The organism is Roseburia amylophila (assembly GCF_025567465.1).
Taxonomy (GTDB): Bacteria; Bacillota; Clostridia; order Lachnospirales; family Lachnospiraceae; genus Roseburia_C; species Roseburia_C amylophila.
In genome coordinates, this window is the sequence record NZ_JAOQKI010000004.1 from 77,234 (window position 1) to 101,236 (window position 24,003).

At 40.8% G+C, this 24,003-nt stretch carries 24 protein-coding genes; 19 read left to right on the forward strand and 5 right to left on the reverse strand.

Translation table 11 applies throughout. The features are described 5' to 3' along the window. Nucleotides 1–16: 16 nt before the first annotated feature. The 10 genes from era (at nt 17) to OCV43_RS03660 (ending at nt 10,649) form a co-directional block, all read left to right on the forward strand. A complete protein-coding gene (gene era / locus OCV43_RS03615; RefSeq protein WP_022243042.1) occupies nt 17–928 on the forward strand; it encodes a GTPase Era in 912 nt (303 codons plus the stop codon). Nucleotides 929–1,006: 78 nt separating this feature from the next. After that, nucleotides 1,007–1,195 carry a YqzL family protein gene (locus OCV43_RS03620; protein ID WP_117697057.1) on the forward strand — a complete coding sequence of 63 codons (189 nt, stop codon included), beginning with the start codon at nt 1,007–1,009 and terminating at the stop codon, nt 1,193–1,195. Further along, on the forward strand, nt 1,140–1,880 hold the full coding sequence (recO, locus tag OCV43_RS03625; protein ID WP_262623434.1) for a DNA repair protein RecO: 741 nt from the start codon (nt 1,140–1,142) through the stop codon (nt 1,878–1,880). Before OCV43_RS03620 ends, recO begins: the two co-directional genes overlap by 56 nt. A 104-nt stretch (nt 1,881–1,984) precedes the next feature. Continuing rightward, a complete protein-coding gene (locus OCV43_RS03630) occupies nt 1,985–2,596 on the forward strand; it encodes a hypothetical protein (protein ID WP_022243039.1) in 612 nt (203 codons plus the stop codon). 18 nt (nt 2,597–2,614) lie between these two features. Beyond that, the gene (locus OCV43_RS03635; RefSeq protein WP_262623435.1) at nt 2,615–4,012 is read left to right on the forward strand and encodes a glycine--tRNA ligase; all 1,398 of its coding nucleotides are present in this window, start codon (nt 2,615–2,617) and stop codon (nt 4,010–4,012) included. A gap of 205 nt (nt 4,013–4,217) precedes the next feature. Continuing rightward, nucleotides 4,218–6,854, forward strand: coding sequence for a pyruvate, phosphate dikinase (gene ppdK, locus OCV43_RS03640; RefSeq protein WP_117840960.1), 2,637 nt, complete (start codon nt 4,218–4,220; stop codon nt 6,852–6,854). Between the two features lie 266 nt (nt 6,855–7,120). Beyond that, nucleotides 7,121–7,486 carry a GntR family transcriptional regulator gene (locus OCV43_RS03645; protein WP_262623436.1) on the forward strand — a complete coding sequence of 122 codons (366 nt, stop codon included), beginning with the start codon at nt 7,121–7,123 and terminating at the stop codon, nt 7,484–7,486. Nucleotides 7,487–7,491: 5 nt separating this feature from the next. Continuing rightward, nucleotides 7,492–8,853, forward strand: coding sequence for a DUF5808 domain-containing protein (locus OCV43_RS03650; RefSeq protein WP_262623437.1), 1,362 nt, complete (start codon nt 7,492–7,494; stop codon nt 8,851–8,853). 114 nt (nt 8,854–8,967) lie between these two features. Next, the gene (locus OCV43_RS03655; protein ID WP_262623438.1) at nt 8,968–9,918 is read left to right on the forward strand and encodes a helix-turn-helix domain-containing protein; all 951 of its coding nucleotides are present in this window, start codon (nt 8,968–8,970) and stop codon (nt 9,916–9,918) included. Continuing rightward, nucleotides 9,912–10,649: a hypothetical protein gene (locus tag OCV43_RS03660; RefSeq protein WP_262623439.1), complete on the forward strand. Its 738-nt coding sequence runs from the start codon at nt 9,912–9,914 to the stop codon at nt 10,647–10,649. Before OCV43_RS03655 ends, OCV43_RS03660 begins: the two co-directional genes overlap by 7 nt. A 164-nt stretch (nt 10,650–10,813) precedes the next feature. On the opposite strand, the gene OCV43_RS03665 is transcribed toward OCV43_RS03660, so the two are convergent. Genes OCV43_RS03665 through OCV43_RS03675 form a run of 3 tightly spaced genes read right to left on the reverse strand, consistent with a single transcriptional unit; the run spans nt 10,814 to nt 13,227 of the window. Next, on the reverse strand, nt 10,814–11,038 hold the full coding sequence (locus tag OCV43_RS03665) for a hypothetical protein (RefSeq protein ID WP_262623440.1): 225 nt from the start codon (nt 11,036–11,038) through the stop codon (nt 10,814–10,816). Nucleotides 11,039–11,053: 15 nt separating this feature from the next. Then, the gene (gene gltS, locus OCV43_RS03670; RefSeq protein ID WP_117697084.1) at nt 11,054–12,244 is read right to left on the reverse strand and encodes a sodium/glutamate symporter; all 1,191 of its coding nucleotides are present in this window, start codon (nt 12,242–12,244) and stop codon (nt 11,054–11,056) included. Between the two features lie 11 nt (nt 12,245–12,255). Continuing rightward, nucleotides 12,256–13,227, reverse strand: coding sequence for a TAXI family TRAP transporter solute-binding subunit (locus tag OCV43_RS03675; protein ID WP_262623441.1), 972 nt, complete (start codon nt 13,225–13,227; stop codon nt 12,256–12,258). Nucleotides 13,228–13,404: 177 nt separating this feature from the next. Between OCV43_RS03675 and OCV43_RS03680 the strand changes: the two genes are divergently transcribed. The 3 genes from OCV43_RS03680 to OCV43_RS03690 all read left to right on the forward strand — a co-directional run bounded on the left by OCV43_RS03680 (nt 13,405) and on the right by OCV43_RS03690 (nt 15,437). After that, nucleotides 13,405–13,662, forward strand: a complete 258-nt coding sequence (locus tag OCV43_RS03680; protein WP_262623442.1) for a heavy-metal-associated domain-containing protein — start codon at nt 13,405–13,407, stop codon at nt 13,660–13,662. 90 nt (nt 13,663–13,752) lie between these two features. After that, complete coding sequence (locus OCV43_RS03685; protein WP_262623443.1) at nt 13,753–14,583, forward strand: undecaprenyl-diphosphate phosphatase; 831 nt, start codon at nt 13,753–13,755, stop codon at nt 14,581–14,583. 101 nt (nt 14,584–14,684) lie between these two features. Further along, the gene (locus tag OCV43_RS03690; RefSeq protein ID WP_262623444.1) at nt 14,685–15,437 is read left to right on the forward strand and encodes a DUF6033 family protein; all 753 of its coding nucleotides are present in this window, start codon (nt 14,685–14,687) and stop codon (nt 15,435–15,437) included. An 85-nt stretch (nt 15,438–15,522) separates the two neighbouring features. Here the strand turns inward: OCV43_RS03690 and OCV43_RS03695 are convergent, their stop codons facing one another. Then, complete coding sequence (locus OCV43_RS03695) at nt 15,523–16,464, reverse strand: AraC family transcriptional regulator (protein WP_262623445.1); 942 nt, start codon at nt 16,462–16,464, stop codon at nt 15,523–15,525. Between the two features lie 682 nt (nt 16,465–17,146). Here OCV43_RS03695 and OCV43_RS03700 point away from each other — a divergent pair. After that, complete coding sequence (locus OCV43_RS03700) at nt 17,147–18,844, forward strand: alpha-glucosidase (protein WP_262623446.1); 1,698 nt, start codon at nt 17,147–17,149, stop codon at nt 18,842–18,844. Between the two features lie 29 nt (nt 18,845–18,873). Here the strand turns inward: OCV43_RS03700 and OCV43_RS03705 are convergent, their stop codons facing one another. Continuing rightward, a complete protein-coding gene (locus OCV43_RS03705; protein ID WP_022242623.1) occupies nt 18,874–19,653 on the reverse strand; it encodes an ATP-binding protein in 780 nt (259 codons plus the stop codon). 86 nt (nt 19,654–19,739) lie between these two features. Here OCV43_RS03705 and OCV43_RS03710 point away from each other — a divergent pair, with 86 nt between their 5' ends. The 5 genes from OCV43_RS03710 (at nt 19,740) to pfkB (ending at nt 23,999) form a co-directional block, all read left to right on the forward strand. Then, nucleotides 19,740–20,414 carry a Crp/Fnr family transcriptional regulator gene (locus tag OCV43_RS03710; protein ID WP_117946877.1) on the forward strand — a complete coding sequence of 225 codons (675 nt, stop codon included), beginning with the start codon at nt 19,740–19,742 and terminating at the stop codon, nt 20,412–20,414. Between the two features lie 116 nt (nt 20,415–20,530). Beyond that, the gene (gene pta / locus OCV43_RS03715) at nt 20,531–21,514 is read left to right on the forward strand and encodes a phosphate acetyltransferase (RefSeq protein ID WP_022242621.1); all 984 of its coding nucleotides are present in this window, start codon (nt 20,531–20,533) and stop codon (nt 21,512–21,514) included. Between the two features lie 25 nt (nt 21,515–21,539). Continuing rightward, nucleotides 21,540–22,040, forward strand: a complete 501-nt coding sequence (locus OCV43_RS03720; protein ID WP_022242620.1) for a GreA/GreB family elongation factor — start codon at nt 21,540–21,542, stop codon at nt 22,038–22,040. Between the two features lie 298 nt (nt 22,041–22,338). Then, entirely contained in the window at nt 22,339–23,088 is a 750-nt protein-coding gene (locus OCV43_RS03725) for a DeoR/GlpR family DNA-binding transcription regulator (RefSeq protein ID WP_022242619.1), read from the forward strand. After that, complete coding sequence (gene pfkB, locus OCV43_RS03730) at nt 23,085–23,999, forward strand: 1-phosphofructokinase (protein ID WP_022242618.1); 915 nt, start codon at nt 23,085–23,087, stop codon at nt 23,997–23,999. The genes OCV43_RS03725 and pfkB overlap by 4 nt, the downstream gene beginning before the upstream one ends. The last annotated feature ends 4 nt before the right edge of the window (nt 24,000–24,003 follow it).

Below are 24,003 nucleotides of genomic sequence, written 5' to 3' on the forward strand. Positions count from 1 at the left end.
ATAAGAAGGAGTAAGTATGACGGAAAATTTTAAATCAGGCTTTGTAACACTGATTGGACGGCCGAATGTAGGAAAGTCCACCTTGATGAATCATCTGATTGGACAGAAGATTGCAATTACATCCAATAAACCGCAGACTACCAGAAACCGTATCCAGACTATTTATACGGATGAAAACAGAGGACAGATTATTTTTGTGGATACACCTGGTATCCATAAGGCAAAGAATAAGCTGGGCGAATTTATGGTAAATGTGGCAGAACACACATTAAATGAAGTGGATGTCATTTTATGGCTGGTGGAACCGAGTGATTTTATCGGCGCAGGAGAGCAGCATATTATTGAAAAGTTAAAAACTGTAAAGACACCGGTTATTCTGGTTATCAATAAATTAGATACCTTGGATAACAAGGATAAAATGCTGGAGTACATTGACACTTATCGTAAAGTTTATGACTTTGCGGAAATTGTACCGGCATCTGCACTGCGGGGAGAAAATACGGATGTTATCATTGATTTGATTTTTAAATATCTGCCGTATGGTCCGATGTTCTATGATGAGGATACCATTACTGACCAGCCGGAGCGTCAGATTGTGGCAGAGCTGATTCGTGAAAAAGCCTTACATGCTTTAAATGAAGAAATTCCTCATGGAATTGCCGTTTCTATTGACCAGATGAAGAAACGCAAAGGCAGGAAAATGTTTGATATTGATGCCACGATTATCTGTGAACGGGATTCCCACAAGGGAATTATTATCGGCAAGCAGGGAGCCATGTTAAAGAAGATTGGTACCAATGCCAGATATGAGATTGAACACCTCTTAGATGCCAAGGTTAATTTGAAACTTTGGGTAAAAGTGAAAAAAGACTGGCGTGACAGCGATTATATGATTAAGAACTTCGGATACCGGGAAGAGGAATTCTAAATATTGACAGTATTATCTTAAGTGCTTCTGGAAAACCTAATTTCATACAAGTATGAAGAAAGGGCAGGAAGGAAGCATATGGTAAGAGCAAGCTGGAATCATTTTACTTTGACCGGAAGTGTAGATGATTATCTTAAGTTTAAGGAACAGGAAAAAGAGGAACAGGATGGATTGGGCAGCCTGAAAGAGAAAGTAAGAGGTGAACAGGACCGTGGGCACAAACGTGATGGTTACGGGTATGGTGCTTACCGCAATGCCAATCAGTGAATATGACAAACGAATTACGATACTGACCCTGGAGAGGGGAAAGATTACGGCGTTTGCCAGAGGTGCAAGAAGACCGAACAGTACACTGCTGGCAGCCTGCAATCCCTTTTCCTTCGGACAGTTTGAAGTCTATGAGGGCCGTACCGCCTACAATGTGGTGCGGGCAGAAATTAAAAATTATTTTACCGAACTCACCACAGATTTGAATGATACATACTATGGATTTTATTTTCTTGAGATGGCAGAATATTATGCCCAGGAAAACAGTGATGACCGGGAAATGCTAAAGCTGCTTTACCAGTCCTTAAAGGCACTTGGAAAGAAGAATTTTGATAACCGGCTGGTCCGCGTGATTTATGAATTGAAAATGATGGTGCTAAATGGAGTATATCCGAATCTTTTTTCCTGCCAGAAATGTGGAAGAAAGGAACCGATGCAGTTTTTCAGTGTGCAGCGTGCCGGACTTCTTTGCGATTCCTGCAGCGAAACCGAGCATGGCAGACAGTTAGATGCATCTACCATTTATACGATGCAGTATATTATTACCACGGAATCAGCAAAGCTTTTTCATTTTGCAGTATCAGAAAAAGTGTTGTTTGAACTGATTCGGACGGTGAAGGAATTTCGGGAAAAATATGCACCCCATACATTTAAATCAGAGCAATTTTTAGAAGGGCTTTTCTGATTTATGGGAGAAGCCGGGCATTTTGCCTGAGGTAACGCTTGAAATACCAAACCGAAAATAGTATAATTGTTGAGATTATGAGATACAGGGATTTGGAGGTTCGTATGAAGAAGAAGATAAGTGCACTCCTTGTAATGCTGTTAGTCTGTGGAATATTTGGCGGCTGCGGTGCTACAAAAGATGCAGATACCACAACGCTCTTTCCGGAGAAAAAGGGTGGAATCACAGAAGTTGCAGTAGGCGACTTTGACAAAGACAATTATGATGAGAATGAGTTAGAACAGTATGTAAAGGATTCCATCAAAGAATATGAAGACAATGATGGCGCCGGGACAGTAAAATTAAAAAATCTTTCCGTAAAAGACGGAGTCGCAAAGCTTGGTATGCATTACAGTGACAGCACAGCATATTCTGCATTTGTGGGAGATACCGTATTTACCGGAACGGTGGTACAGGCAATTGCTGCCGGATATGATTTTAATACAGATTTCGTAGCGGTAACAGATGGAGCTGCCGGAGATGCAGCGGACAGCAAAGATGTCATGAAAAATGATGACTATCATGTTATCGTATTAAGCAAGGGTGTAGATGTTACGGTTGATGGAACACTGCAGTATGTTTCATCCGGGGTAACCGTCAAGGATAAGAACACTGCAACCGTGGATGAAATTCCTGCTGGTGAGACAGCAGAAGCAAGATATATTATTTATAAATAGAATGCGAGGAAGAATTTTATGGAAAAATCAATGGAAAAAATTGTAGCTTTAGCAAAGGCAAGAGGTTTTGTATATCCGGGTTCCGAGATTTACGGTGGACTGGCAAATACATGGGATTACGGTAACCTTGGTGTAGAATTAAAGAATAATGTGAAACGTGCCTGGTGGCAGAAATTCGTACAGGAAAATCCATACAATGTTGGTGTAGACTGTGCCATTCTTATGAACCCGCAGACATGGGTAGCTTCCGGACATTTAGGCGGATTTTCAGACCCTCTTATGGATTGTAAAGAGTGTCATGAACGTTTCCGTGCAGATAAGATTATTGAAGATTATGCAGAAGAGCATGGCATTACATTAGAGACTTCCGTAGATGGCTGGAGTCAGGAAGAAATGATGAACTTCATCAAAGATAACAGTGTTCCATGTCCATCCTGTGGAAAACATAACTTTACAGATATCCGTCAGTTCAACCTGATGTTCAAGACCTTTCAGGGTGTAACTGAAGATGCAAAGAATACAGTATACTTAAGACCGGAAACAGCACAGGGTATTTTCGTTAACTTCAAAAACGTGCAGAGAACATCCCGTAAGAAAGTGCCTTTCGGCATTGCACAGATTGGAAAATCTTTCCGTAACGAGATCACTCCTGGTAACTTTACTTTCCGTACCAGAGAGTTTGAACAGATGGAGCTGGAGTTCTTCTGTGAGCCGGGTACCGACCTTGAGTGGTTCCAGTACTGGAGAACCTTCTGCCATAACTGGCTGTTAAGCCTTGGCATGAAAGATGAAGAATTACGTCTTCGTGACCATGATCCTGCAGAGCTTGCATTTTACAGTAAAGCAACTACCGACTTTGAATTCTTATTCCCGTTCGGATGGGGCGAACTGTGGGGAATTGCAGACCGTACCGACTATGACCTGACACAGCATCAGAATACATCCGGCCAGGATATGTCTTACTTTGATGATACCAAGAATGAAAAATACATTCCATACGTTATTGAACCGTCTCTTGGAGCAGACCGAGTGGTACTTGCATTCCTTTGTGCAGCATATGACGAAGAGAACATCGGAACAGAAGAGAAACCGGATATGAGAACCGTTCTTCATTTCCATCCGGCACTTGCACCGGTTAAGATTGGTGTGCTTCCGCTTTCCAAGAAATTAAATGAAGGTGCAGAGAAAGTATTTACACAGCTTTCCAAGAAATACAACTGCGAATTTGATGACAGAGGAAATATCGGTAAGCGCTATCGTCGTCAGGATGAAATCGGAACTACATTCTGTGTAACTTACGATTTTGAATCCGAGACAGACGGAGCAGTTACGGTACGTGATCGTGATACCATGGAGCAGGAGCGTATCAAAATCGAAGATTTGGATACATATTTTGCAGAAAAATTCACTTTCTAAATCAAACACCTGATTTTTAACAAAACAGAGTGGTCTGATTTCGAAAAAATGGTTGCGAAACTATAAAATTATGATAAAATGAATATGTGCGCTTGTGGACAAGTGGCACGCGTAATGGGTGACATTGTGGATATCAATTGTTGTTGATAACAGACGATGTTCGCATATCAATAAACCAAAGTAAATTTATTAGGAGGAATTCAAAATGGCAAACAAATGGGTTTACATGTTCAGTGAAGGAAACATGTCCATGCGTAATCTCCTTGGTGGAAAAGGTGCTAACCTTGCCGAGATGACTGATATCGGTCTTCCAGTACCACAGGGATTCACAATCACAACAGAGGCTTGTACTCAGTATTATGAGGATGGCCGCAAGATTAACGACGAAATCATGGCACAGGCTATGGAAGGCGTTAAGAAAATGGAAGAGATCAACGGAAAGAAATTCGGAGACCTCAAGAATCCATTACTTGTTTCTGTTCGTTCCGGTGCTAGAGCATCTATGCCAGGTATGATGGACACCATCTTAAACCTTGGACTGAATGACGAAGTAGTTGCAGCAATGATCGCTGGAAACCCAGATCCTAAATTCGAGCGTTTCGTATATGACTCTTACAGACGTTTTATCCAGATGTTCTCTGACGTTGTTATGGAAGTTGGTAAGAAATATTTCGAGCAGCTCATCGATAAGATGAAAGCAGACAGAGGAGTTAAGTTCGACGTTGAACTTACAGCCGCTGACTTAAAAGAATTAGCAGAGCAGTTCAAAGCTGAGTACAAGAACCAGTTAGGAACCGATTTCCCATCTGATCCTGTAGAGCAGTTAAAATTAGCTATCGAAGCTGTATTCCGTTCATGGGATAACCCACGTGCAAACGTATATCGTCGTGATAACGATATCCCATATTCCTGGGGAACAGCTGTTAACGTAATGCCTATGGTATTCGGTAACTTAAATGATGAGTCTGGTACAGGTGTTGCATTTACCCGTGATCCTGCTACAGGCGAGAAGAAATTAATGGGTGAGTTCTTAATCAATGCTCAGGGTGAGGACGTAGTTGCTGGTGTTCGTACACCTATGCCAATCGCTCAGATGGAGCAGGAATTCCCAGAAGCATATGCTGAGTTCATCAAGGTTTGTGAGACTCTTGAGAATCACTACCATGACATGCAGGATATGGAGTTTACAGTAGAGAACAAGAAGTTATACATGCTTCAGTGCCGTAATGGTAAGAGAACTGCTCCTGCAGCTCTTAAGATTGCATGTGACCTTGTTGATGAAGGACATAAGACAGAAGAAGAAGCAGTAGCTATGATTGATCCTCGTAACTTAGATACACTTCTTCATCCACAGTTTGATGCAGCAGCATTAAAAGCAGCTACACCAATCGGAAAAGGTTTAGGAGCTTCTCCTGGAGCAGCTTGTGGTAAGATTGTCTTCACAGCAGAAGATGCAGAAGCTTGGAACGCTCGTGGAGAGAAAGTTGTACTTGTTCGTCTTGAGACATCTCCAGAAGACATCACAGGTATGAAAGCTTCCCAGGGTATCTTAACTGTTCGTGGTGGTATGACATCTCACGCAGCCGTAGTTGCTCGTGGTATGGGTACATGCTGTGTATCTGGATGTGGCGATATCGCTATGGACGAAGAGAATAAGAAATTCACTCTTGCTGGAAAAGAATTCCATGAGGGAGATTTCATCTCTATCGATGGTACAACAGGTAACATCTACGATGGCGAAATCAAGACAGTTGACGCTACCATCGCTGGTGAGTTCGGCCGTGTTATGGCTTGGGCTGACAAATATAGAAAACTTAAAGTTCGTACAAATGCAGATACTCCTGCAGATGCTAAGAAAGCTCGTGAGCTTGGAGCAGAAGGTATCGGACTTTGCCGTACAGAGCATATGTTCTTCGAAGAAGACAGAATTGCAGCATTCCGTGAGATGATTTGTTCTGACACTGTAGAAGAAAGAGAAGCAGCTCTTGAGAAGATTCTTCCATATCAGCAGGGAGACTTCAAAGCTCTTTATGAAGCATTGGAAGGATGCCCGGTTACTATTCGTTTCCTGGATCCACCTCTTCATGAGTTCGTTCCTACAGAGGAAGCTGACATTAAGAAATTAGCAGATGCTCAGGGCAAAACTGTTGAGCAGATTAAGACAATCATCGATGGACTTCATGAGTTCAACCCAATGATGGGTCACAGAGGATGCCGTCTTGCTGTAACATATCCTGAAATTGCTAAGATGCAGACAAAAGCTGTTATCCGTGCAGCAATCGAAGTTCAGAAAGAGCATGCAGATTGGAATGTGAAACCTGAAATCATGATTCCATTAGTATGTGAAGTTGAAGAACTTAAATACGTTAAGAAAGTAGTTGTTGAGACAGCAGACGCTGAGATCGCAGCTGCAGGCGTTAAATTAGAGTACGAAGTTGGTACTATGATCGAGATTCCTAGAGCTGCTCTTACAGCTGATGAAATCGCTAAAGAAGCTGACTTCTTCTGCTTCGGTACTAACGACTTAACTCAGATGACATTTGGATTCTCCCGTGACGATGCTGGTAAGTTCTTAGATGCTTACTATGACAAGAAGATCTTCGAGAACGATCCATTTGCTAAGTTAGACCAGACTGGTGTTGGTAAACTTATGGATATGGCACTGAAACTTGGTAAGCCAGTTAATCCGAACCTTCATGTTGGTATCTGTGGAGAGCACGGTGGAGATCCTTCATCTGTTGAATTCTGCCACAAGATTGGTCTTGACTATGTATCATGTTCACCATTCCGTGTACCAATCGCTAGATTAGCAGCAGCACAGGCAGCAATCGCTAACAAATAAGAATGGAACAAAATATAATATGTAGTATTCCTGGCATTGCCTGGATGCTATATAGTTAAAGATAAGCCCCTCCGGTTGGAGGGGTTTATTTTACTTTACAGGAAATTGCTTTCCTGTAAAGTAAAAAACAAAAGAGATTTCCCTTGTAAATTTGTATTATTTGTATTATAATGCATAATACAAAAAGAAAACTGACATATCAAAGAAAAAGGAAGAAAGAATATTCGGAAAGAGAATATCAAAAAAACAGAAAGGAGGGACCTTGGGTGGTTATATCCATAAATGAAACGTCGGAAGTGCCAATTTATCAGCAGATTCGAAATCAGATTGTACTTGGAATATCCGATGGAAGATTAAAGCCGGGAGAGCAGCTTCCCACTGTACGTGCATTGGCCGGAGAAATTGGAATCAATTCCATGACGGTGAATAAAGCCTATGTACTTTTAAAGCAGGAAGGTTATATTTATACAGACCGGCGGAATGGAGCCCATGTGCGGAAGGAATTTTCTGAAGCAAAGGAATTATCGGAGAAATCCAAAGAACTATTGCAGCAGATTATTTCCGAAGCCAAAATCTGTGGTATGACACAGGAAGAATTCTTAAAGATATGTGAGAATATGTATAAGGGGTGAGAAGAATGTTTCTAAATATTATATTTTTTGCAACATTGTATCCTGTTTTATTTATCATATGCATTGTATTTGCATTACAGAATTCCTATAAAGATGGCATGCTTTTTGCTGTAAATATGAAACGTGAATGGGTAGAGGATGAGAATGTAAAAGCAATCCAGAAGCGCTTTAAAAAAGAAATGATATGGTATAGTCTTATTCTTGCAATTATTCCGTTTAGCTGTCTTTTTATTCCATACTTTTCCATACAGATGACAATCTGGATGGTGTGGTTGATTGTAGCGATTATTCTATTGATGCTTCCAACTGTATTTGCCAATAATCGTCTGAAACAATGGAAACGGAAAATGGGCTACTATGAAGAGCAGTCAGCAGAACGATATGTGGAATTAAAAAATGCAGGAACTGTTCGCTGTATGCATTTTCTGCCGTTTTTTGTACCGCTTGCCCTGGGAACAGCCGCCGCGATTGCGGTTATTCCTTTTGCTAAGGTGATGGGAATCTCCTGTTTCATTGGCGCCGCAAGTGGATATATTTTTCTGCTGGTGGCAATCTGGACGGACCGGCAGCCGGTACAGGTAATAAGCAGCAACAGCGATATCAACATTAATTATACCAGAGCCAAGAAAAGAATCTGGAAAAACATGTGGCTGTGTGCAATCTGGTTGAATACCGCATTAATCCTGTTTTTAATTCTGGTATCTTTTATGCAAAAGCAGGTGGGATTTATTTACCTTGCAGGCATGATTGTATTTATAATTCTTCTGGCGGCTATGTGCATTCCGGCTATTGTGACATTGGGAAGAGTAGAAAAAGCATATGAAGATAAGCATGATTTAATCGGTGGAATCGAAGATGACAGAAACTGGATTGGCGGCATGCTTTACTATAATCCAAAAGATCCGCATACAATCGTGGATAAGAGAGTTGGAATCGGAACTACAGTGAATATGGCATCCAAAGCCGGAAAAGGCACGATATTGTTTATTATAATAGCATTACTGATGCTTCCACTTGTCTGTGTATGGGTGATTGCAGAAGAATTTACACCGATTCATTTGGAAATTGAAAATCAGTCCCTTTGTGCAGAACAGATTCGTACAGATTATGAGATATCACTGGATGACCTGGATGATGTGGAAATACTGACAGAGCTGCCAAACTGGTCAAGGGTAAATGGAACCGGCATGGAAACCTTGGAAAAAGGAACCTTTAAAATCAGTGGTGAAGGAGAATGCCAGGTATTTTTAAATCCACAGAATAAAAAGTTCCTATATTTTACTGCAAATGGAAAAAACTACTATATGAGTGGTATTGACGATACCGAGACAGAAGAGATTTATCAGGAAATTTTGAATCAAAAATAGGGTGATAGGACAAAACTACAGGAAACACGCTTTGCATTCTACTTGTGCAAATGAAAATATTTGACTTGTAACATAAAAAGAGTTACAATTCAAATATATAAAGGAGATGGAACTTTGAGAGAGTATTTAGAACAAATAATGCATCAAAGTATCACGGAACGTCCTTATGACTCTGTGGAGAAATTACCATTGGGATGCAGAAATGCATTTGAATTAACAATCATAGAAATTCAAAACCAGGAAATTCTTTTAGCAACACCGGTAGATACGATGAATCTGACAGAACTTCGAAAAATGCGAATTCAACTGGAGCGGTATACAGGGTATCGATGTGTGTTCTATTTAAAAAAAGCAAATTGGTATTCAATTCCTAAAATGGTGGAAGAGGGAATTCCTTTTATATGGGAAAATCATCAGATTTATCTACCGTTTATGGGAATGCTTTTGAAAAATAATGAGCAGAGAATACCAAAGAACTGTTCTGTTATTTCATTTTTGACGCAGAAAATGTTGCTGAAAGCCTTATATGAAAATTGGCAGGATGTATCTGCGGTACGGGCAGCGGAGAAATTGGAAGTGTCCAGAATGTCAATAACCAGATGCTTTGATGAAATTGATGCTTTGGGAATGCCTTTTTTAAAAATAAATGGAAGATCAAGACGTTTCTTTGCCAGAAATGATAAGAAAGTAATGTGGGAGGAGATACGTCCGTTTTTGCGAAATCCTATTATACATGAATTCAGACCAGAAAGAAAACCTGATGCAGATATGGTTTTAAGTGGCATATCCGCCTTGGCAGAGTACTCCATGTTGGGTGAGGATAACTATGTCACATATGCTATAAGTAAAGCTCAGGTTGGAGCGCTGGGGTTAAAATCTATTCGGGAAATCCCAAAGAATGAAGAACCAGTCTGTATAGTGCAGGAAATGGGATATATTTTGCCCTTCGAGAAGGGCAATGTGATAGATCCACTTTCGTTGACACTGATACTGTCCGAAGAGGAAATGAAAGATCCTCGTGTAGAAAGTTCGGTAAATGAAATGTTGGAGGAATTTGTATGGTAAAAGGAATCGATATTTTTCAAGAGTATTTTAACGAATATACAGATCAGTATGTGTTGATTGGTGGTGCAGCATGCAGTGTGTCTTTTGAAGAACAGGATATCAATTTTGGACGAACAACAAAAGATCTCGATATTGTTCTGATTGTGGAGGCACAAACAAAAGAATTTGGAGAACGTTTCTGGAAATTTATCAAAGACGGAAAATATAGAATCAGGGCAAAAAGTAATGGGGAACCACAGTTCTATAGATTTGATAAGCCGGAAGATGAACGATTTCCTAAGATGATAGAATTATTTTCAAGAACTAATTATCTGTTACAGGAGGAGAATGGACTGACCCCAATTCATATTGACGATTCGGTCTCAAGTCTTTCTGCTATACTCTTAAATGATGCTTACTACCAGGCATTAATGGATGGAAGAGAAATTATGAGAGGAATCTCTGTGTTAAAGCCGGAATGGATTATCCCATTTAAGGCAAAAGCATGGCTGGATCTAAGAGAGAAAAAAGATGTGGATTCATCAGATATTAAAAAACATCGAAATGATATCATCCGAATTGTATCTGACATGTTTTTGCAGAAGTGTATCCTTCCGGATGAAGTGCGAAGGGATATGGAGAAATTTATAGAGCAGTTTGATGTTACGGAAAGTGAATTGAAGAATTTAAAAATTCGTGGAACAAAAACGGAAGACATCAAGCAGGTATTACAAACTACATATCTGGATTAAGTTATGAATGATGGAAGGACATCTATATATTAGAAAAACAAAAACAGCCTGCCTTACCGGACACTCTGAATCATCAGAAGTGCCGGATAGGGCAGGCTGTTTTGGTAAAAAATTCATTTTAATGGATGTTAGTTCCCGTTGGAAGTTAGTTTCCGGTAAAAATATCAGTGTTTTCTTCGGATATGTACTTCCGGAATAGCAACATTATCAAAGCTGACGCTGGAAGCATGTTCGTCCTCGGAGGAGTGCTGTTCCTCAGCTGTATGAGTAGTGGCATCAGAAGCAGCTTTGTGTACTTCCGGAATGGCAACATTATCATAAGTCAGATCATAATTTTTCTTTTCACGTTCTTTTCTTGCATTCTTGATTTTATTTTTAAAATGAAACATAAGGTGCTCCTTTTTTTACAAAATATTAATAAAAAATGTAATTACAAGACTGTTGATGAAATCGGCAAACAGACTTCCCACCAGTGGAATCAGAAGGTATGCTTTGACGGATGGAACATAGCGGTCGCAGAGAGCCTGCATATTTGCCATGGCATTTGGAGTGGCACCCATACCGAATCCGCAGGTACCTGCAACAAGGACTGCTGCATCATAATCCCGCCCCATAATATTGAACTCAATAAAGTAAGTAAATACAGCAATCAGAATGACCTGTGAGCTTAATAAAATGATAAGCGGAAGTGCCAGAGAAGCCAGTTCCCATAATTTCAAAGTAATCATAGCCATACCAAGAAATAATGACAGGGAAATACCACCCAGGTCATTAATTTCTCCCATATGGATCGTGGCATTGCCATGGGAGTATTCCACAATATTACGAATCAGTGCGGCTGCTAACATGGCACCAATATAAATTGGAAAAGTCAGTCCTGTTTTTGTCAGAAAATAGGAGAAAATAGTACCAAGTCCAATGGCAAGGATAAGCTGGAAAACAGCGGAAGCATACATGTTGGTATGGCGTTCGTGTTTTTTCTCATCTTCCACTAAGAGGCTGTCATCTTCGGAAGCAACAGTAGAGAGAAGATTTTTCTTTTCTACCAGGCGTTTTCCTAAAGGACCGCCAATCAGGCTTCCTGTAATCAGACCGAAGGTAGCAGCAGCGGTACAGATGGTAGTGGCACCATGGATATTGAAATCCTCCAGTACCGGTCCAAAAGCACCTGCTGTACCATGTCCGCCCACCATTGGAATGGAACCGGTACACATACCGATTAATGGATTTAATCCTAATAGTTTGGATAATCCAACGGCAAGAAAGTTCTGGGTAATAATAAGGGTAATGACCAGTCCTAAAAATACTGCCATGGATTTCCCACCACTTTTTAAGACTTTTAAGTTAGCCTGAAATCCTACGGAAGTAAAGAAGAATACCATACATACTTCCCGCAGGGTATCATCAAAGGAAAATTCTGCAACTCCGGTGCTGTAACAGATACAGGTGAAAATCGCAAAGAGCAGACCGCCGATAACGGGTGCCGGAATACAGAATTTTTCCAGAAAATGTATTCTTTTTCGTAAAAAACTTCCCAGCATGAGTACCAGCACAGCAACAGCTAAGGTCTGGTACATATCTAAATGTATATTCATAGTGTTCCTTTCTAGTTTGGTGTATTGCTTTCGGAAGAAAGCGTAATGCCCTGTTTCTCATAATAGGCAACAGCACCCGGATGGAATGGAATCGGTATGCCATCAGTAGCATAAGTTTCATCTAATTGCAGGTTTAAAGAAGTTGCATACTGTAAATCCTTCGCATGGGAAAAAAGCCATTCCGTTAAGTGTTCTACCGTATCGGAAGAGAGCTTGTCGGAAGCAAGGAGAACCGCTTTGACACCAAGGGTATGGATATCTTCCGTCTGTCCGGTGTAAGTATTGGCAGGAATGGTATATTCACTATAGGATGGATAAGCAGACAGCAATTTATTCCTGCATTTCTCATCAATATCCAAAAGACGGATATCACATTCTTTGGCTAATTCTTCGATTACAGTTGTCTGGATACCGGCAGTACAGAAAAATGCATCGATTTTTCCATTGATAAGCTGGTCAGCAGCATCGGTATAATCGAGGTTTAATGTTTTCACCAGCTCAGTGGTAAGTCCGCTCATGGTCAGAATCTGGTTAGCGTTCTGTTCAGTACCGGAATCCTCTGCACCGATGCTGACGGTTTTGCCCTGTAAATCATCCAGCGTCTGAATATTGGAGTCTGCACGGACGACAATCTGACAGGCTTCCGTATAAAGCCCGGCAATAGCGGAATATCCCTGACAAGGATCTCCCTCAAAAATTCCACTGCCTTCATAGGCGGAGGCAATCAGGTCAGACTGGGCTAATCCAAGTTCGATATATCCACCGGAGAGCAGCCTTAGATTGGCAGCAGAGCCTGCGGTTGTCTTAACTTCAAACTGATAGGTATCATCCTCCGAGGAGGCAAGTCCGGTAAAGGTATTGGCAAAGGTATAGTAGATTCCACCTATGTCAGCGGCACCAAAGCGGATGGTTTTCTGATAACCACTGCATCCACTCACAAAAAGCAGTGCAAGACATAGAAGAAGACGGAATGGTTTCTTCATATATAAAATCCTTTCTTTTTAAAATTTAATCCTAAAGAAATATTTTACAATAATTTTTTCAGAAAAGGAAGAGCGAAAATAGTGGCAAAGTGGTGAGAAAAAATATCGTTAATTCTATATTTTTTTAGAAAAAAAGAGATTATAATGTGATGGAAGGAAATGAAGGAGGAAGGATTTATGCAGAAAATAACAGTAAAAGTAGATGGTATGCAGTGTGGAATGTGTGAGGCACATGTAAATGATGCAGTGCGGGCAGCATTTCCGGTAAAGAAAGTAACTTCATCCCACAGTAAAAAAGAGACCGTAATTATTACCGATACCAATATTCCGGAGGGAAAAATCAAAGAAGTGATTAAAAACAGTGGATATGATGCGTTAGAAGTAACAAAAGAACCATATGAGAAGAAGGGATTATTTTCAGCACTCCGCAAGTAAACAGAATATCTTAAGAAAAATAATATATATATTATCGGCATAGTATGTTAAAATGAGGAATCGGAAATAATAGGAAAAGAGGACAACGAAATGTTATTGGATTTTGTAGAAATGCTGAAGGTTATTTTTCTTGGAATTGTAGAAGGAATTACAGAATGGCTTCCAATCAGCAGCACAGGACATATGCTTTTAGTGGATGAATTTATCAGGCTTGATATGACAGATTCATTCAAAGAGATGTTTTTCGTGGTGATACAGTTGGGAGCTATTCTTGCGGTAGTGCTTTTGTTCTGGAAGAAAATGTTCCCGTTCCAGTTTAAAGACAAGACACAGCCGGTCGTCCGGAAAGATATTTTTTCTTTATGGTTTAAGGTTGTAGCTGCCTGCATACCGGGAGCTGTGGTAACGCTTTTGTTTGATGATTATGTGGATGCACATTTTCATACACCGCTTGTGATTGCTGCTGCATTGATTTTCTATGGTTTTGCGTTTATTCTGATTGAAAACTGGAATAAAAAGCGGAAAGTAAGAGTGGAAAGCTTAAATGATATTACTTATCAGACAGCATTTCTTATCGGACTTTTTCAGGTACTTGCAATTATTCCGGGAACCTCCCGTTCCGGTGCAACCATTATCGGAGCACTTTTAATCGGAGTATCCCGTGTGGCTGCGGCAGAGTTTACATTTTTCCTGGCTGTGCCGGTTATGTTTGGCTGGAGCCTGATTAAACTTATTAAGTTCGGCTTTGCGTTTTCCACTCAGGAACTTTGTGCCTTAGGCTTAGGCTGCGTGGTAGCATTTGCGGTATCTGTAGTAGTCATCCGTTTCCTGATGGGCTATATCAAAAAACACGATTTTAAAGTATTTGGCTGGTACCGGATTATTCTTGGAGCCATTGTTTTAGGCTATTTTGCACTGTAGGAACCGCTTAAGAAAATGAGAGATTCTTCCGATATAAAGAATGGAACAGATTGTTTTAAGCAAAAGGATTTGCTTATAGATATTTTCAAGGAGGAATTTTTATGAACACAAACGCAGTAAATCAGGTGGCAGAAAACGTTTCTGGTTATACGGAATCGGAAAAGAGCAGCAAAGTCTCCGGAAAAACCATTGGAGAGCCAAAGCTTTCGGATAAGGCGAAAGAGTATTATGAGAAGCTGAAAAAGAAATTTAGCACGATGGATTTCATTCTGGTATCCAAGGATATGAAAGAGACAGCAAAAGCCAATGCAGGACAGTATGCCAATGCCAACAATATGGTGGTTCTAATTGATGAAGAGAAGATTGAGCGGATGGCAGAAGATGAGTCTTACCGGAAACAGTACGAGGGAATCATAGCCAATGCATCCAGTCAGCTTGCAACCATGCAGAGTCGGTTTGCTAATGGACAGAGTGGTGTGAAGGCATATGGCATTCAGGTAAATGATGGCGGCAATGCATCATTTTTTGCAGTTGTAGATAAGTCTTTATCTCTTCAGAAGAAACGTATCGAAAAGAAACAGGAAGAAAACCGTGCAGAACGTAAGAAAGCTCAGAAGGAAGCTTATGAGAAACGAATGAATAAGGAGGATGAAGATACATCTTCCGTTAAGAAATCGGACAAGACTGACAGCACGGATAAAACTGGTAAGAGTGAAGATCTGGTAACGGTTACTGCCGGTTCGCTGGAAGAACTGGAAAAGAAAATCCAGGATATGTTATATGACAGCATGAGCGATTATGTATTTACACCACAGGAAAAACAGGTTGGCTGGAATGTAGATTTTCGTGGATAATAAATAAAAGGCAGGATACAATATGGAAAAGAGCCCCTATCTATTGCACTTCGGGCAGTCCTGACTTTCTTAATCCACTGGGAAATCAAAGTGGAGAAAAAGGACTGCCTGGAGTAGAGGTACGATTCGTATGCTGATGTTCCGGAAGGGAATGGATAAACTGGCGTGGTGTCGTTCCATAGCGTTTTTTAAATTCCCGGTAGAAGTAGGAAAGGCTGCTGAAACCGGCAGTCATGGCGGCATCTGTAATGGAAAGCTCCTGCTGTTCTAAGAGGTCGGCAGCCTTTTGCAGGCGCAGGCTCTTGATATAATCTAAGCATGACATTCCGACATATTTCTTAAAAAAGCGCATGAAATGGTATTCGCTGAAATAGCAGGAGGATGCCAGGCTTTCAATGGAAATATTTTCGGTATAATGTAATCCGATATATTCTAAGACACCCTTAATCTTCTGGGTATGTTCGCTTTGAAGCTGTGGCTGCTCAGAACTTTTGCTACAGTACGGAAGTAGAAGGGTAAGAAGCTTTAACAGCAGGGATTTTAACATCAGTTCATATCCCGGCTGGGCAGCGGAATAACAGCTGCTGATTTCATAGAACAATGCGAGGGCATCCGGGTAGACCGGGTGCTCTTTTACTATATGAAAAGGGGGAATCAGCTGCTGCTTGGCAAGGGGCATCAGATATCGCATGGCACAGATATCTGCAGAGGATGCACCAAGGAAATCAAGGTGAAAGACATATGTTTCCGAATGCATATGCCCGGCAGGTAATATGGCAATGGAATGCAGAGCCAGTGGAGGAATGAAAACGAAATCTCCAGGCATAGCCTGAAAGCTTTCAAGGTCAACCTGATACGTACAGACACCGCTGGTAATCAGAGTAAATTCAGCCTCTTCATGCCAGTGTGGTGTAACAATGGGATACCGTTCCTGCAACGTAGTAAGATATTTCTTTAATGGAAAAATTCGTTCGCCATGAACGGCCTTTTCTTTTTGCTCCAGAGGGAGTTGTTTTTTATCTTTCATGGGAACCTCCTTTTAATGTTGCTTATTTAAATAGCATTTATCCTGATTTTTTATACAAACAAAATGAAAGAAATGGAATTTTGGATGCAGACGATGGAAGGGTAGGTTATAGGATACAAAATAGCAGCATTTCTTAGATACATTTTTTCTTGATTATAAACTGTCTTTCCGCTTGCTTTGACGAGGATATCTGCACCGTCCGTCGAGTGTGGATGCTGCATAAAGATAGTAAGGAGCACTAAGAATTTCAGTATTAATATTATTTTACCTGCCAACCGGCGCAAATTCACATCCATGTTCATATGCGCCTCGCCGGCACGTCCCTGTGCCGGCGTTGGCTATTGCTGTATGAAATTCTAAGTGCTCCTAACAATCCTTATCATGCATCCATACTTCGGCGAACGGTACAGATATCTTGTCAAACATTGGAAAGACTGTTTTTATCATAGAAAGAAAAAATGTATTTTAGAAATGCGCTGTTTTGCATCAGACCTATCTTCCACCGTCTGCATCTGAAATCCATAATCATATCGTTAATTTTGTTTTACATAAAAGAGCAGGATTGTGCAATAAAAACGCAAATATCACGGAAGAAACTTCCTGAAACTTCGTATATAATAACAGTATCATACAAAGAACGAAGTGTAAATACAGGAATAATGGAAATATGGAGGATGAGAACATGAAGAAAAAATGGTGGCATGACAAGGTGGCATATCAGATTTATCCAAAGAGCTTTCAGGACAGCAACGGAGATGGAATCGGTGATTTGAGAGGAATCATATCCAGACTGGATTATTTAAAGGAACTGGGTATCGATATCGTATGGCTTTCACCGATTTATAAATCCCCATTTGTAGACCAGGGATATGATATTTCAGATTATTATAATATTGCTGAAGAATTCGGAACCATGGAAGAGTTTGATGAGTTGCTTGCGGAAGCAAAGAAACGTGAGATGTATATCGTAATGGATCTGGTGGTAAATCATTGCTCCGACCAGCATGAGTGGTTCCGGAAAGCACTGGCAGACCCGGATGGAGAGTATGCAGATTATTTCTATTTTGTGAAAGGAAAAGATGGCAAGGCTCCAAGTAATTACCGTTCCTATTTTGGCGGAAGCACCTGGGAGAAGGTGCCAAATAGTGATAAATACTATCTTCATATGTTTGCCAAAGAGCAGCCGGATTTAAACTGGGAGAATCCGGTAGTGCGTCAGAAAATCTATGAAATGGTGAACTGGTGGTTAGACAAAGGCGTGGCAGGATTCCGTATAGATGCAATTATCAATATCAAGAAAGATATTAACTTCCCGTCCTTTGAGCCGGATGGACCGGATGGACTTGCAACCTGTATCAAGATGGTGGAAGCAGTAAATGGAGTAGGAGATTTCTTAGAGGAATTAAAGCATGAGACCTTTGAGAAGCACGATGCCTTTACAGTAGGAGAAGTCTTTAATATGAAGGAAGATGAACTCTTGGAATTTATCGGAGAGGATGGACATTTCTCTACGATGTTTGATTTCAGCGCCCATGTGCTTACTTTTGGTGAGCATGGCTGGTACGACCAGAAACCATTACGTTTTGAGGAATGGCGGAAAGTAATTTTCGATTCCCAGCAGGAATTACAGGGAAAATGCTTTAAGGCAAACATTATTGAAAATCATGATGAGCCAAGGGGAGCAACCCATTATCTGCCTGAGCATGCCAGAAATGATGCAGGAAAGAAGATGCTTGGAACGGTATCCGTTCTTTTGCGTGGAATTCCATTTATCTATCAGGGACAGGAAATCGGGATGACCAACTGCAAACGAAATGATATTTCAGAATATGATGACATCAGCACCATCGACCAGTATCAGGAGGCGTTGCGTGCAGGACTCAGTGAAGAAGAAGCCTTGAAATGCTGCTATGAGAACAGCCGTGATAATGCCAGAACACCAATGCAGTGGTCCGATGGAAAAAATGGCGGATTTACCGATGGAACTCCATGGCTTGCCATGAATCCGAATTACATGGAAATCAATGTAGCAGCCCAGGAACATAAGGCAGATTCTGTATTGGCTTATTATAGGAAATTAATTGCACTGCGTAAGGCAAAAGAATACAAAGATACTTTCACTTATGGTATTTTTAAACCAAAATATGAAAATGCAGAGGACATATTTGCTTTTGAACGGGTAAATGAAGAAAGCGGTCAGAAGCTTTTGATTCTTGCAAACTTTGGAACAGAAGAGCATACCATCACATTAGAGCAAAGAATTGCCAAGGTATTGTTAACCAATGAAGGCCGCCAGGAAGCAATCAATGCTGAGGCAGCCTTAAATGGAACAATTACATTAGACAGCTGTGAAACCGTTGTCTTAGAATTAGAAAAGTAAGATTTGTGGAAGCAATTTAATCTGGAAATTTATTCCATAATCTTGCCATCAACAGAGATGGTAACAACCTGCCATGGAATCATTTTTCCGCTTTGTTTTAAGGCATTCTGGACAGCCATTACAATGCCGCCGCAGCACGGAACCTCCATGCGCACAATACTGATATCTCTGATATTGTTATTGCGGATAATTTCAGTAAGCTTTTCACTGTAATCCACATCATCCAGTTTGGGACATCCAATCAGGGTGATGTGGTTTTTTATGAATTTTTCATGGAAATTGCCATAGGCAAAAGCTGTACAGTCTGCAGCAATCAGCAGTCTTGCATTGTCAAAATACGGAGCATTTGTAGGTGCTAATTTAATCTGAACCGGCCACTGGGTAAGCTGGCTTTCCGGTGCGTTTCCTGCTGTGACTGCGTTGGATGCAGTACCGGATGCGGTATTAGAGCCTGCAGAAGTATTTTCCGTGTTTTTACGCTGCATGGAGCGCATCCGGCTGCCCGGACATCCGCTGAAAACCGGAGCTGCGTGATTGGCTGAAACTGCAGGTTTTACCGAAGCCGCTTCACGGTTCTTTAAGTGCTCTTTTACAGCGGCTTCGTCATAGGCAGCGGCTTCTCTCTGTACAAAGGTAATAGCACCGGTAGGACATGCCGGAAGACAGTCACCTAACCCATCGCAGTAATCCTCTCTTAAAAGCTGGGCTTTTCCATCGACCATGCCGATGGCACCTTCGTGGCAGGCGGATGCACATAAACCGCATCCATTACATTTTTCTTTATCAATATGAATTATTTTACGAATCATTTTAGATTCCTCCTCGTTGATTTTGTATAGTCAGTATACTATAATAGCAATAAATAATCGGTTGGAAAAACAACGGAGGTTATAAAATGAAAAAATTTCCTGTAGAAATGAAAAATTCACCTTTTTTTGAAGGAATTGAGGAAACAGAAGAGGAGAAAGTCTTAAAGGGATTAGATGCCCATGAGATGACTTATGATAAAGAAAATTATATTCTGCACTGCGGAGAGCAGGTAAAAGAAATGGGACTGCTGGTTTCTGGCGGACTTTTGATTGTGCAGGAGGATTTCTGGGGAAACCGGAATCTGGTTGCAAAGATAGGTCCAGGGGATGTTTTTGCAGAGACCTTTGCCTGTATGCAGAGGCGGAATATTAATGTAAATGTGATTGCAGAAGAGGCGGCAGATGTGCTGTGGCTGAACGTTCAGAATATATTGAATGCAGATGGTGAAACGGAAGGCTGGAAGCTGGTTCTGCTTCGGAATTTATTAGAGAATATGGCAGAAAAGAATCTTCGCTTTAATGAAAAATTAACCCATATGGGAAAACGCAATACCAGGGAAAAGTTATTGTCCTATCTGTCAGCAGAGGCACAGAAGCATGGAACATCAGAGTTTGATATTCCATTTTCCAGACAGCAGTTAGCAGATTATCTTTCTGTGGAACGAAGTGCGATGTCAACGGAACTTGGAAAATTAAGAGATGAGGGACGGCTTTCTTTCCGGAAGAATCATTTTTGCCTGAACAGAGATGCGTATTTATAATAGAAGAAAATGCACTCTTGAGAAATTGTACTGAATTCAAAACTTGATTTTTATTTAAAAGAGGGTACAATAATATGCAGTTAAAATAATATATAGAGAGCAGAGGAGAGAAAGATATGTTTGGTTTTGGTCAACTGATTGATATTTTGAAGAAAAGCCCAAAGAAAATTGTGTTTACAGAGGGAAATGACCCAAGAATTTTAGAGGCAGCATCCCGTCTGCTGGCAAGTAATTTCTTAAGCCCGATTCTGGTTGGAAATGAGGCTGAGATTCAGAAAGCAGCAGAGGAGAGCGGATTTAATATTCGCGGAGCCAAGATTATCGATCCATTACATTTTGAAAAATTTGATGAGATGGTTACCATGTTCTGTGAATTAAGAAAGAGCAAAGGTGTAACACCGGAGCAGGCAAAAGGAGTTCTTTCACAGGCTAATTATTTCGGAACCATGTTAGTAAAAATGGGATATGCTGATGCACTGTTAGGTGGAGCAACCTATTCTACAGCAGATACTGTTCGTCCTGCGTTACAGTTAATTAAGACAAAACCGGGTAACAGCATTGTATCATCCTGCTTTATTCTGGTACGTCCTTCTGCAACCGGCGAGAATGAAGTACTGGCAATGGCTGACTGTGCAATCAACATTCATCCGACAGAAGATGAACTTGTTGAAATTGCCGGAGAAGCAGCAGAGTGTGCAAAGATATTCGGTGTAGATCCAAGGGTAGCGTTCTTAAGCTATTCTACATTAGGCTCCGGAAAGGGCGAGGATGTAGATAAGATGCGTAATGCTGCAAACAAGACAAGAGAAAAATATCCGGAGCTTCCAATCGAGGGAGAGCTTCAGTTTGATGCAGCTGTATCTCCAAGAGTTGCACGTACCAAATGTCCGGAATCCAAAGTGGCAGGACATGCAAATACCTTTATTTTCCCAGATATCAATGCCGGAAATATCGGATATAAGATTGCACAGCGTCTTGGTAACTTCGATGCATATGGTCCGATTCTTCTTGGATTGAATGCACCAATCAATGACTTATCCCGCGGATGTAATGCGTCAGAAGTATATTCCATGGCAATTATTACAGCTGCATTAGCTTAAACTGTTAGAATGAAAAGGTGACGGTATGCATAACGAATTAACACAAAGTGATATCAAGAAGATGGAAGAAGAAATTGAATATCGGAAATTAGTGGTACGAAAGAATGCAATCCGTGCTGTACAGGAAGCAAGAGAACAGGGTGACTTAAGTGAAAACTTCGAGTATTATGCCGCCAAGAAAGATAAGAATAAAAACGAAAGCAGAATTCGTTATTTAGAGCGCATGATTCGTACTGCAGTCGTGGTATCAGATGATTCTAAGGAAGACGAGGCAGGTATCAATAATACGGTGACGGTTTATATTGAAGAAGATGATATGGAAGAATCCTTCAAATTGGTGACTACCATGCGTGGAAATTCGCTGAAAGGATTAATCAGTATTGAATCTCCTATGGGGAAAGCAGTGCTTGGTCATAAGGTAGGAGACCGTGTCAGTGTGAAGGTAAATGACGATTACAGTTATGATGTTATAATCCGTAAAATTGAAAATACCGGAGAAGAGAACGAGAAAATCCGAAGCTTCTAAAAGATAATAAGAATAAGAATAAGAACCGGAAAACGGTTTAAAAAGGCGAGAAGAGGTCTGTAAAAGGTGATGCTTTTGCAGGCTTCTTTTTTTACTTTACAGGAAATTGCTTTCCTGTAAAGTAAAAAACGCTCCGCGAGGATGTACCAAGGTGTATCCTATTTTGTATATTTTGCACAAATTGTGAAATGGATTTTTGTGAATGAAAATGACGGAATATGATTGACTATGACGGTTTTTGAACGTATAATAAAACCATAGAAAGCAGAAAATAGAAAATAGGAATGGGAGGGATGATATGCTGACAGAGGAAAGATATGGAAAAATCCTTTCCCTGCTGGAAGAACAGGGCAGTGTTAAAGTAACTGAGCTGATGCAGCTTTTCGATGCTTCCGAGTCAACGGTACGAAGAGATTTGAATACTTTAGACGAAAATGGAAAGCTTTTGAAGGTTCATGGCGGTGCAATTTTAAGAGGAACAGTTTTTCATACACAGGATGATGATGTGCCACTTCGAAGAAACATGCATCGTGATGAGAAGGCAGCTATAGCGAAGTATGCAGCATCCTTAATTACAGCAGATGATTTTATTTATCTGGATGCAGGAACTACAACAGACTGCATGATTGATTTTATGGATGTGAAGCCATCCTGTGTGGTAACCAACGCAGTAGCCCATGCAAAACGGCTCTCTGAACTGGGATGTGAGGTTTATATCATCGGCGGAGAGTTCAAGGCATCCACAGAAGCTGTGGTAGGTGCTGAGGCAGTGGAGTCCTTGGATAAATATAACTTTACAAAAGGCTTCTTCGGAACCAATGGAATTAATGTAGAAAAAGGATATACCACACCGGATGTGAAAGAGGCTATGGTAAAGAAGAAAGCAATGGCAAATTGCAGACAGTGTTATATCCTGGGAGACAAGAGTAAATTTGCACAGATATCCAGTGTGACATTTGCACCATTTGCTTCAGCAGATGTGATTACAACAGGTCTTACCTTAGAATCTTATCGGAAGTATAAAAATATAAAGGAGGTGGAAGAATGATTTATACCGTAACGTTTAATCCGTCACTGGATTATGTTGTGGATGTAAAAACCTTCAAAACCGGTCAGGTAAATCGGACGGAACAGGAGAAAATGTTTCCGGGAGGAAAGGGAATCAACGTATCCATTGTATTGAATCATCTGGGATTAAAGAGTACCGCATGGGGCTTCTTAGCAGGCTTTACCGGAGAAGAAATCAGCAAACGCCTGGATGAAGAGGGGGTAAATACCGATTTCATTCAGGTAGAGAAAGGAATATCCAGAATTAATGTGAAGCTTCGTTCCACAGAAGAGACAGAAATCAATGGCCAGGGGCCGATGATCCGCAGCACAGATATCGAGAAGCTTTATGCCAAATTAGATACCTTAAAAACCGGAGATGTGCTGGTACTGGCAGGAAGCATACCGGATGTTATGCCACAGTCCATATATATGGATATCATGAAATACCTGGAAGGAAAGGATGTCATGATTGCCGTAGATGCAACCAGAGAACTTCTGGCAAATGTACTTCCGCTTCATCCATTCCTGATTAAACCGAATAATCATGAATTAGGACAGTTATTTGGTGTGACAATCAGCAGCAAAGAGGATGTAAAGAAATACGCAGCAAAGCTGCAGGAGCAGGGTGCAAGAAATGTACTTGTTTCCATGGCAGGTGACGGGGCTGTGCTTTTGACAGAAGAGGGAAAAGCTTTTGAGAGCGAAGCACCGGAAGGTAAAGTAAAGAATTCCGTAGGAGCAGGAGACTCCATGGTGGCAGGTTTCCTTGCAGGATATTTAAAGAATAAGGATTATGCGCAGGCGTTTAAGATGGGAGTCTGTACCGGAAGTGCCAGTGCATTTTCAGAAGAACTTGCAACGAAAGAAGAAGTAGAACAATTATTAAAGAATCATGCATTTCCATTTTAAGAAA

Coding starts and splice junctions, on each gene's coding strand:
- OCV43_RS03690 (WP_262623444.1), top strand. CDS start 14,685: ATGAACACAAACGCAGTAAATCAGGTGGCAGAAAACGTTTCTGGTTAT.
- OCV43_RS03630 (WP_022243039.1), top strand. CDS start 1,985: ATGAAGAAGAAGATAAGTGCACTCCTTGTAATGCTGTTAGTCTGTGGA.
- OCV43_RS03700 (WP_262623446.1), top strand. CDS start 17,147: ATGAAGAAAAAATGGTGGCATGACAAGGTGGCATATCAGATTTATCCA.
- OCV43_RS03680 (WP_262623442.1), top strand. CDS start 13,405: ATGCAGAAAATAACAGTAAAAGTAGATGGTATGCAGTGTGGAATGTGT.
- OCV43_RS03725 (WP_022242619.1), top strand. CDS start 22,339: ATGCTGACAGAGGAAAGATATGGAAAAATCCTTTCCCTGCTGGAAGAA.
- OCV43_RS03685 (WP_262623443.1), top strand. CDS start 13,753: ATGTTATTGGATTTTGTAGAAATGCTGAAGGTTATTTTTCTTGGAATT.
- OCV43_RS03665 (WP_262623440.1), bottom strand. CDS start 11,038: ATGTTTCATTTTAAAAATAAAATCAAGAATGCAAGAAAAGAACGTGAA.
- OCV43_RS03705 (WP_022242623.1), bottom strand. CDS start 19,653: ATGATTCGTAAAATAATTCATATTGATAAAGAAAAATGTAATGGATGC.
- OCV43_RS03675 (WP_262623441.1), bottom strand. CDS start 13,227: ATGAAGAAACCATTCCGTCTTCTTCTATGTCTTGCACTGCTTTTTGTG.
- OCV43_RS03635 (WP_262623435.1), top strand. CDS start 2,615: ATGGAAAAATCAATGGAAAAAATTGTAGCTTTAGCAAAGGCAAGAGGT.
- OCV43_RS03720 (WP_022242620.1), top strand. CDS start 21,540: ATGCATAACGAATTAACACAAAGTGATATCAAGAAGATGGAAGAAGAA.
- OCV43_RS03620 (WP_117697057.1), top strand. CDS start 1,007: ATGGTAAGAGCAAGCTGGAATCATTTTACTTTGACCGGAAGTGTAGAT.
- pta (WP_022242621.1), top strand. CDS start 20,531: ATGTTTGGTTTTGGTCAACTGATTGATATTTTGAAGAAAAGCCCAAAG.
- OCV43_RS03660 (WP_262623439.1), top strand. CDS start 9,912: ATGGTAAAAGGAATCGATATTTTTCAAGAGTATTTTAACGAATATACA.
- ppdK (WP_117840960.1), top strand. CDS start 4,218: ATGGCAAACAAATGGGTTTACATGTTCAGTGAAGGAAACATGTCCATG.
- OCV43_RS03695 (WP_262623445.1), bottom strand. CDS start 16,464: ATGAAAGATAAAAAACAACTCCCTCTGGAGCAAAAAGAAAAGGCCGTT.
- OCV43_RS03650 (WP_262623437.1), top strand. CDS start 7,492: ATGTTTCTAAATATTATATTTTTTGCAACATTGTATCCTGTTTTATTT.
- era (WP_022243042.1), top strand. CDS start 17: ATGACGGAAAATTTTAAATCAGGCTTTGTAACACTGATTGGACGGCCG.
- gltS (WP_117697084.1), bottom strand. CDS start 12,244: ATGAATATACATTTAGATATGTACCAGACCTTAGCTGTTGCTGTGCTG.
- OCV43_RS03710 (WP_117946877.1), top strand. CDS start 19,740: ATGAAAAAATTTCCTGTAGAAATGAAAAATTCACCTTTTTTTGAAGGA.
- pfkB (WP_022242618.1), top strand. CDS start 23,085: ATGATTTATACCGTAACGTTTAATCCGTCACTGGATTATGTTGTGGAT.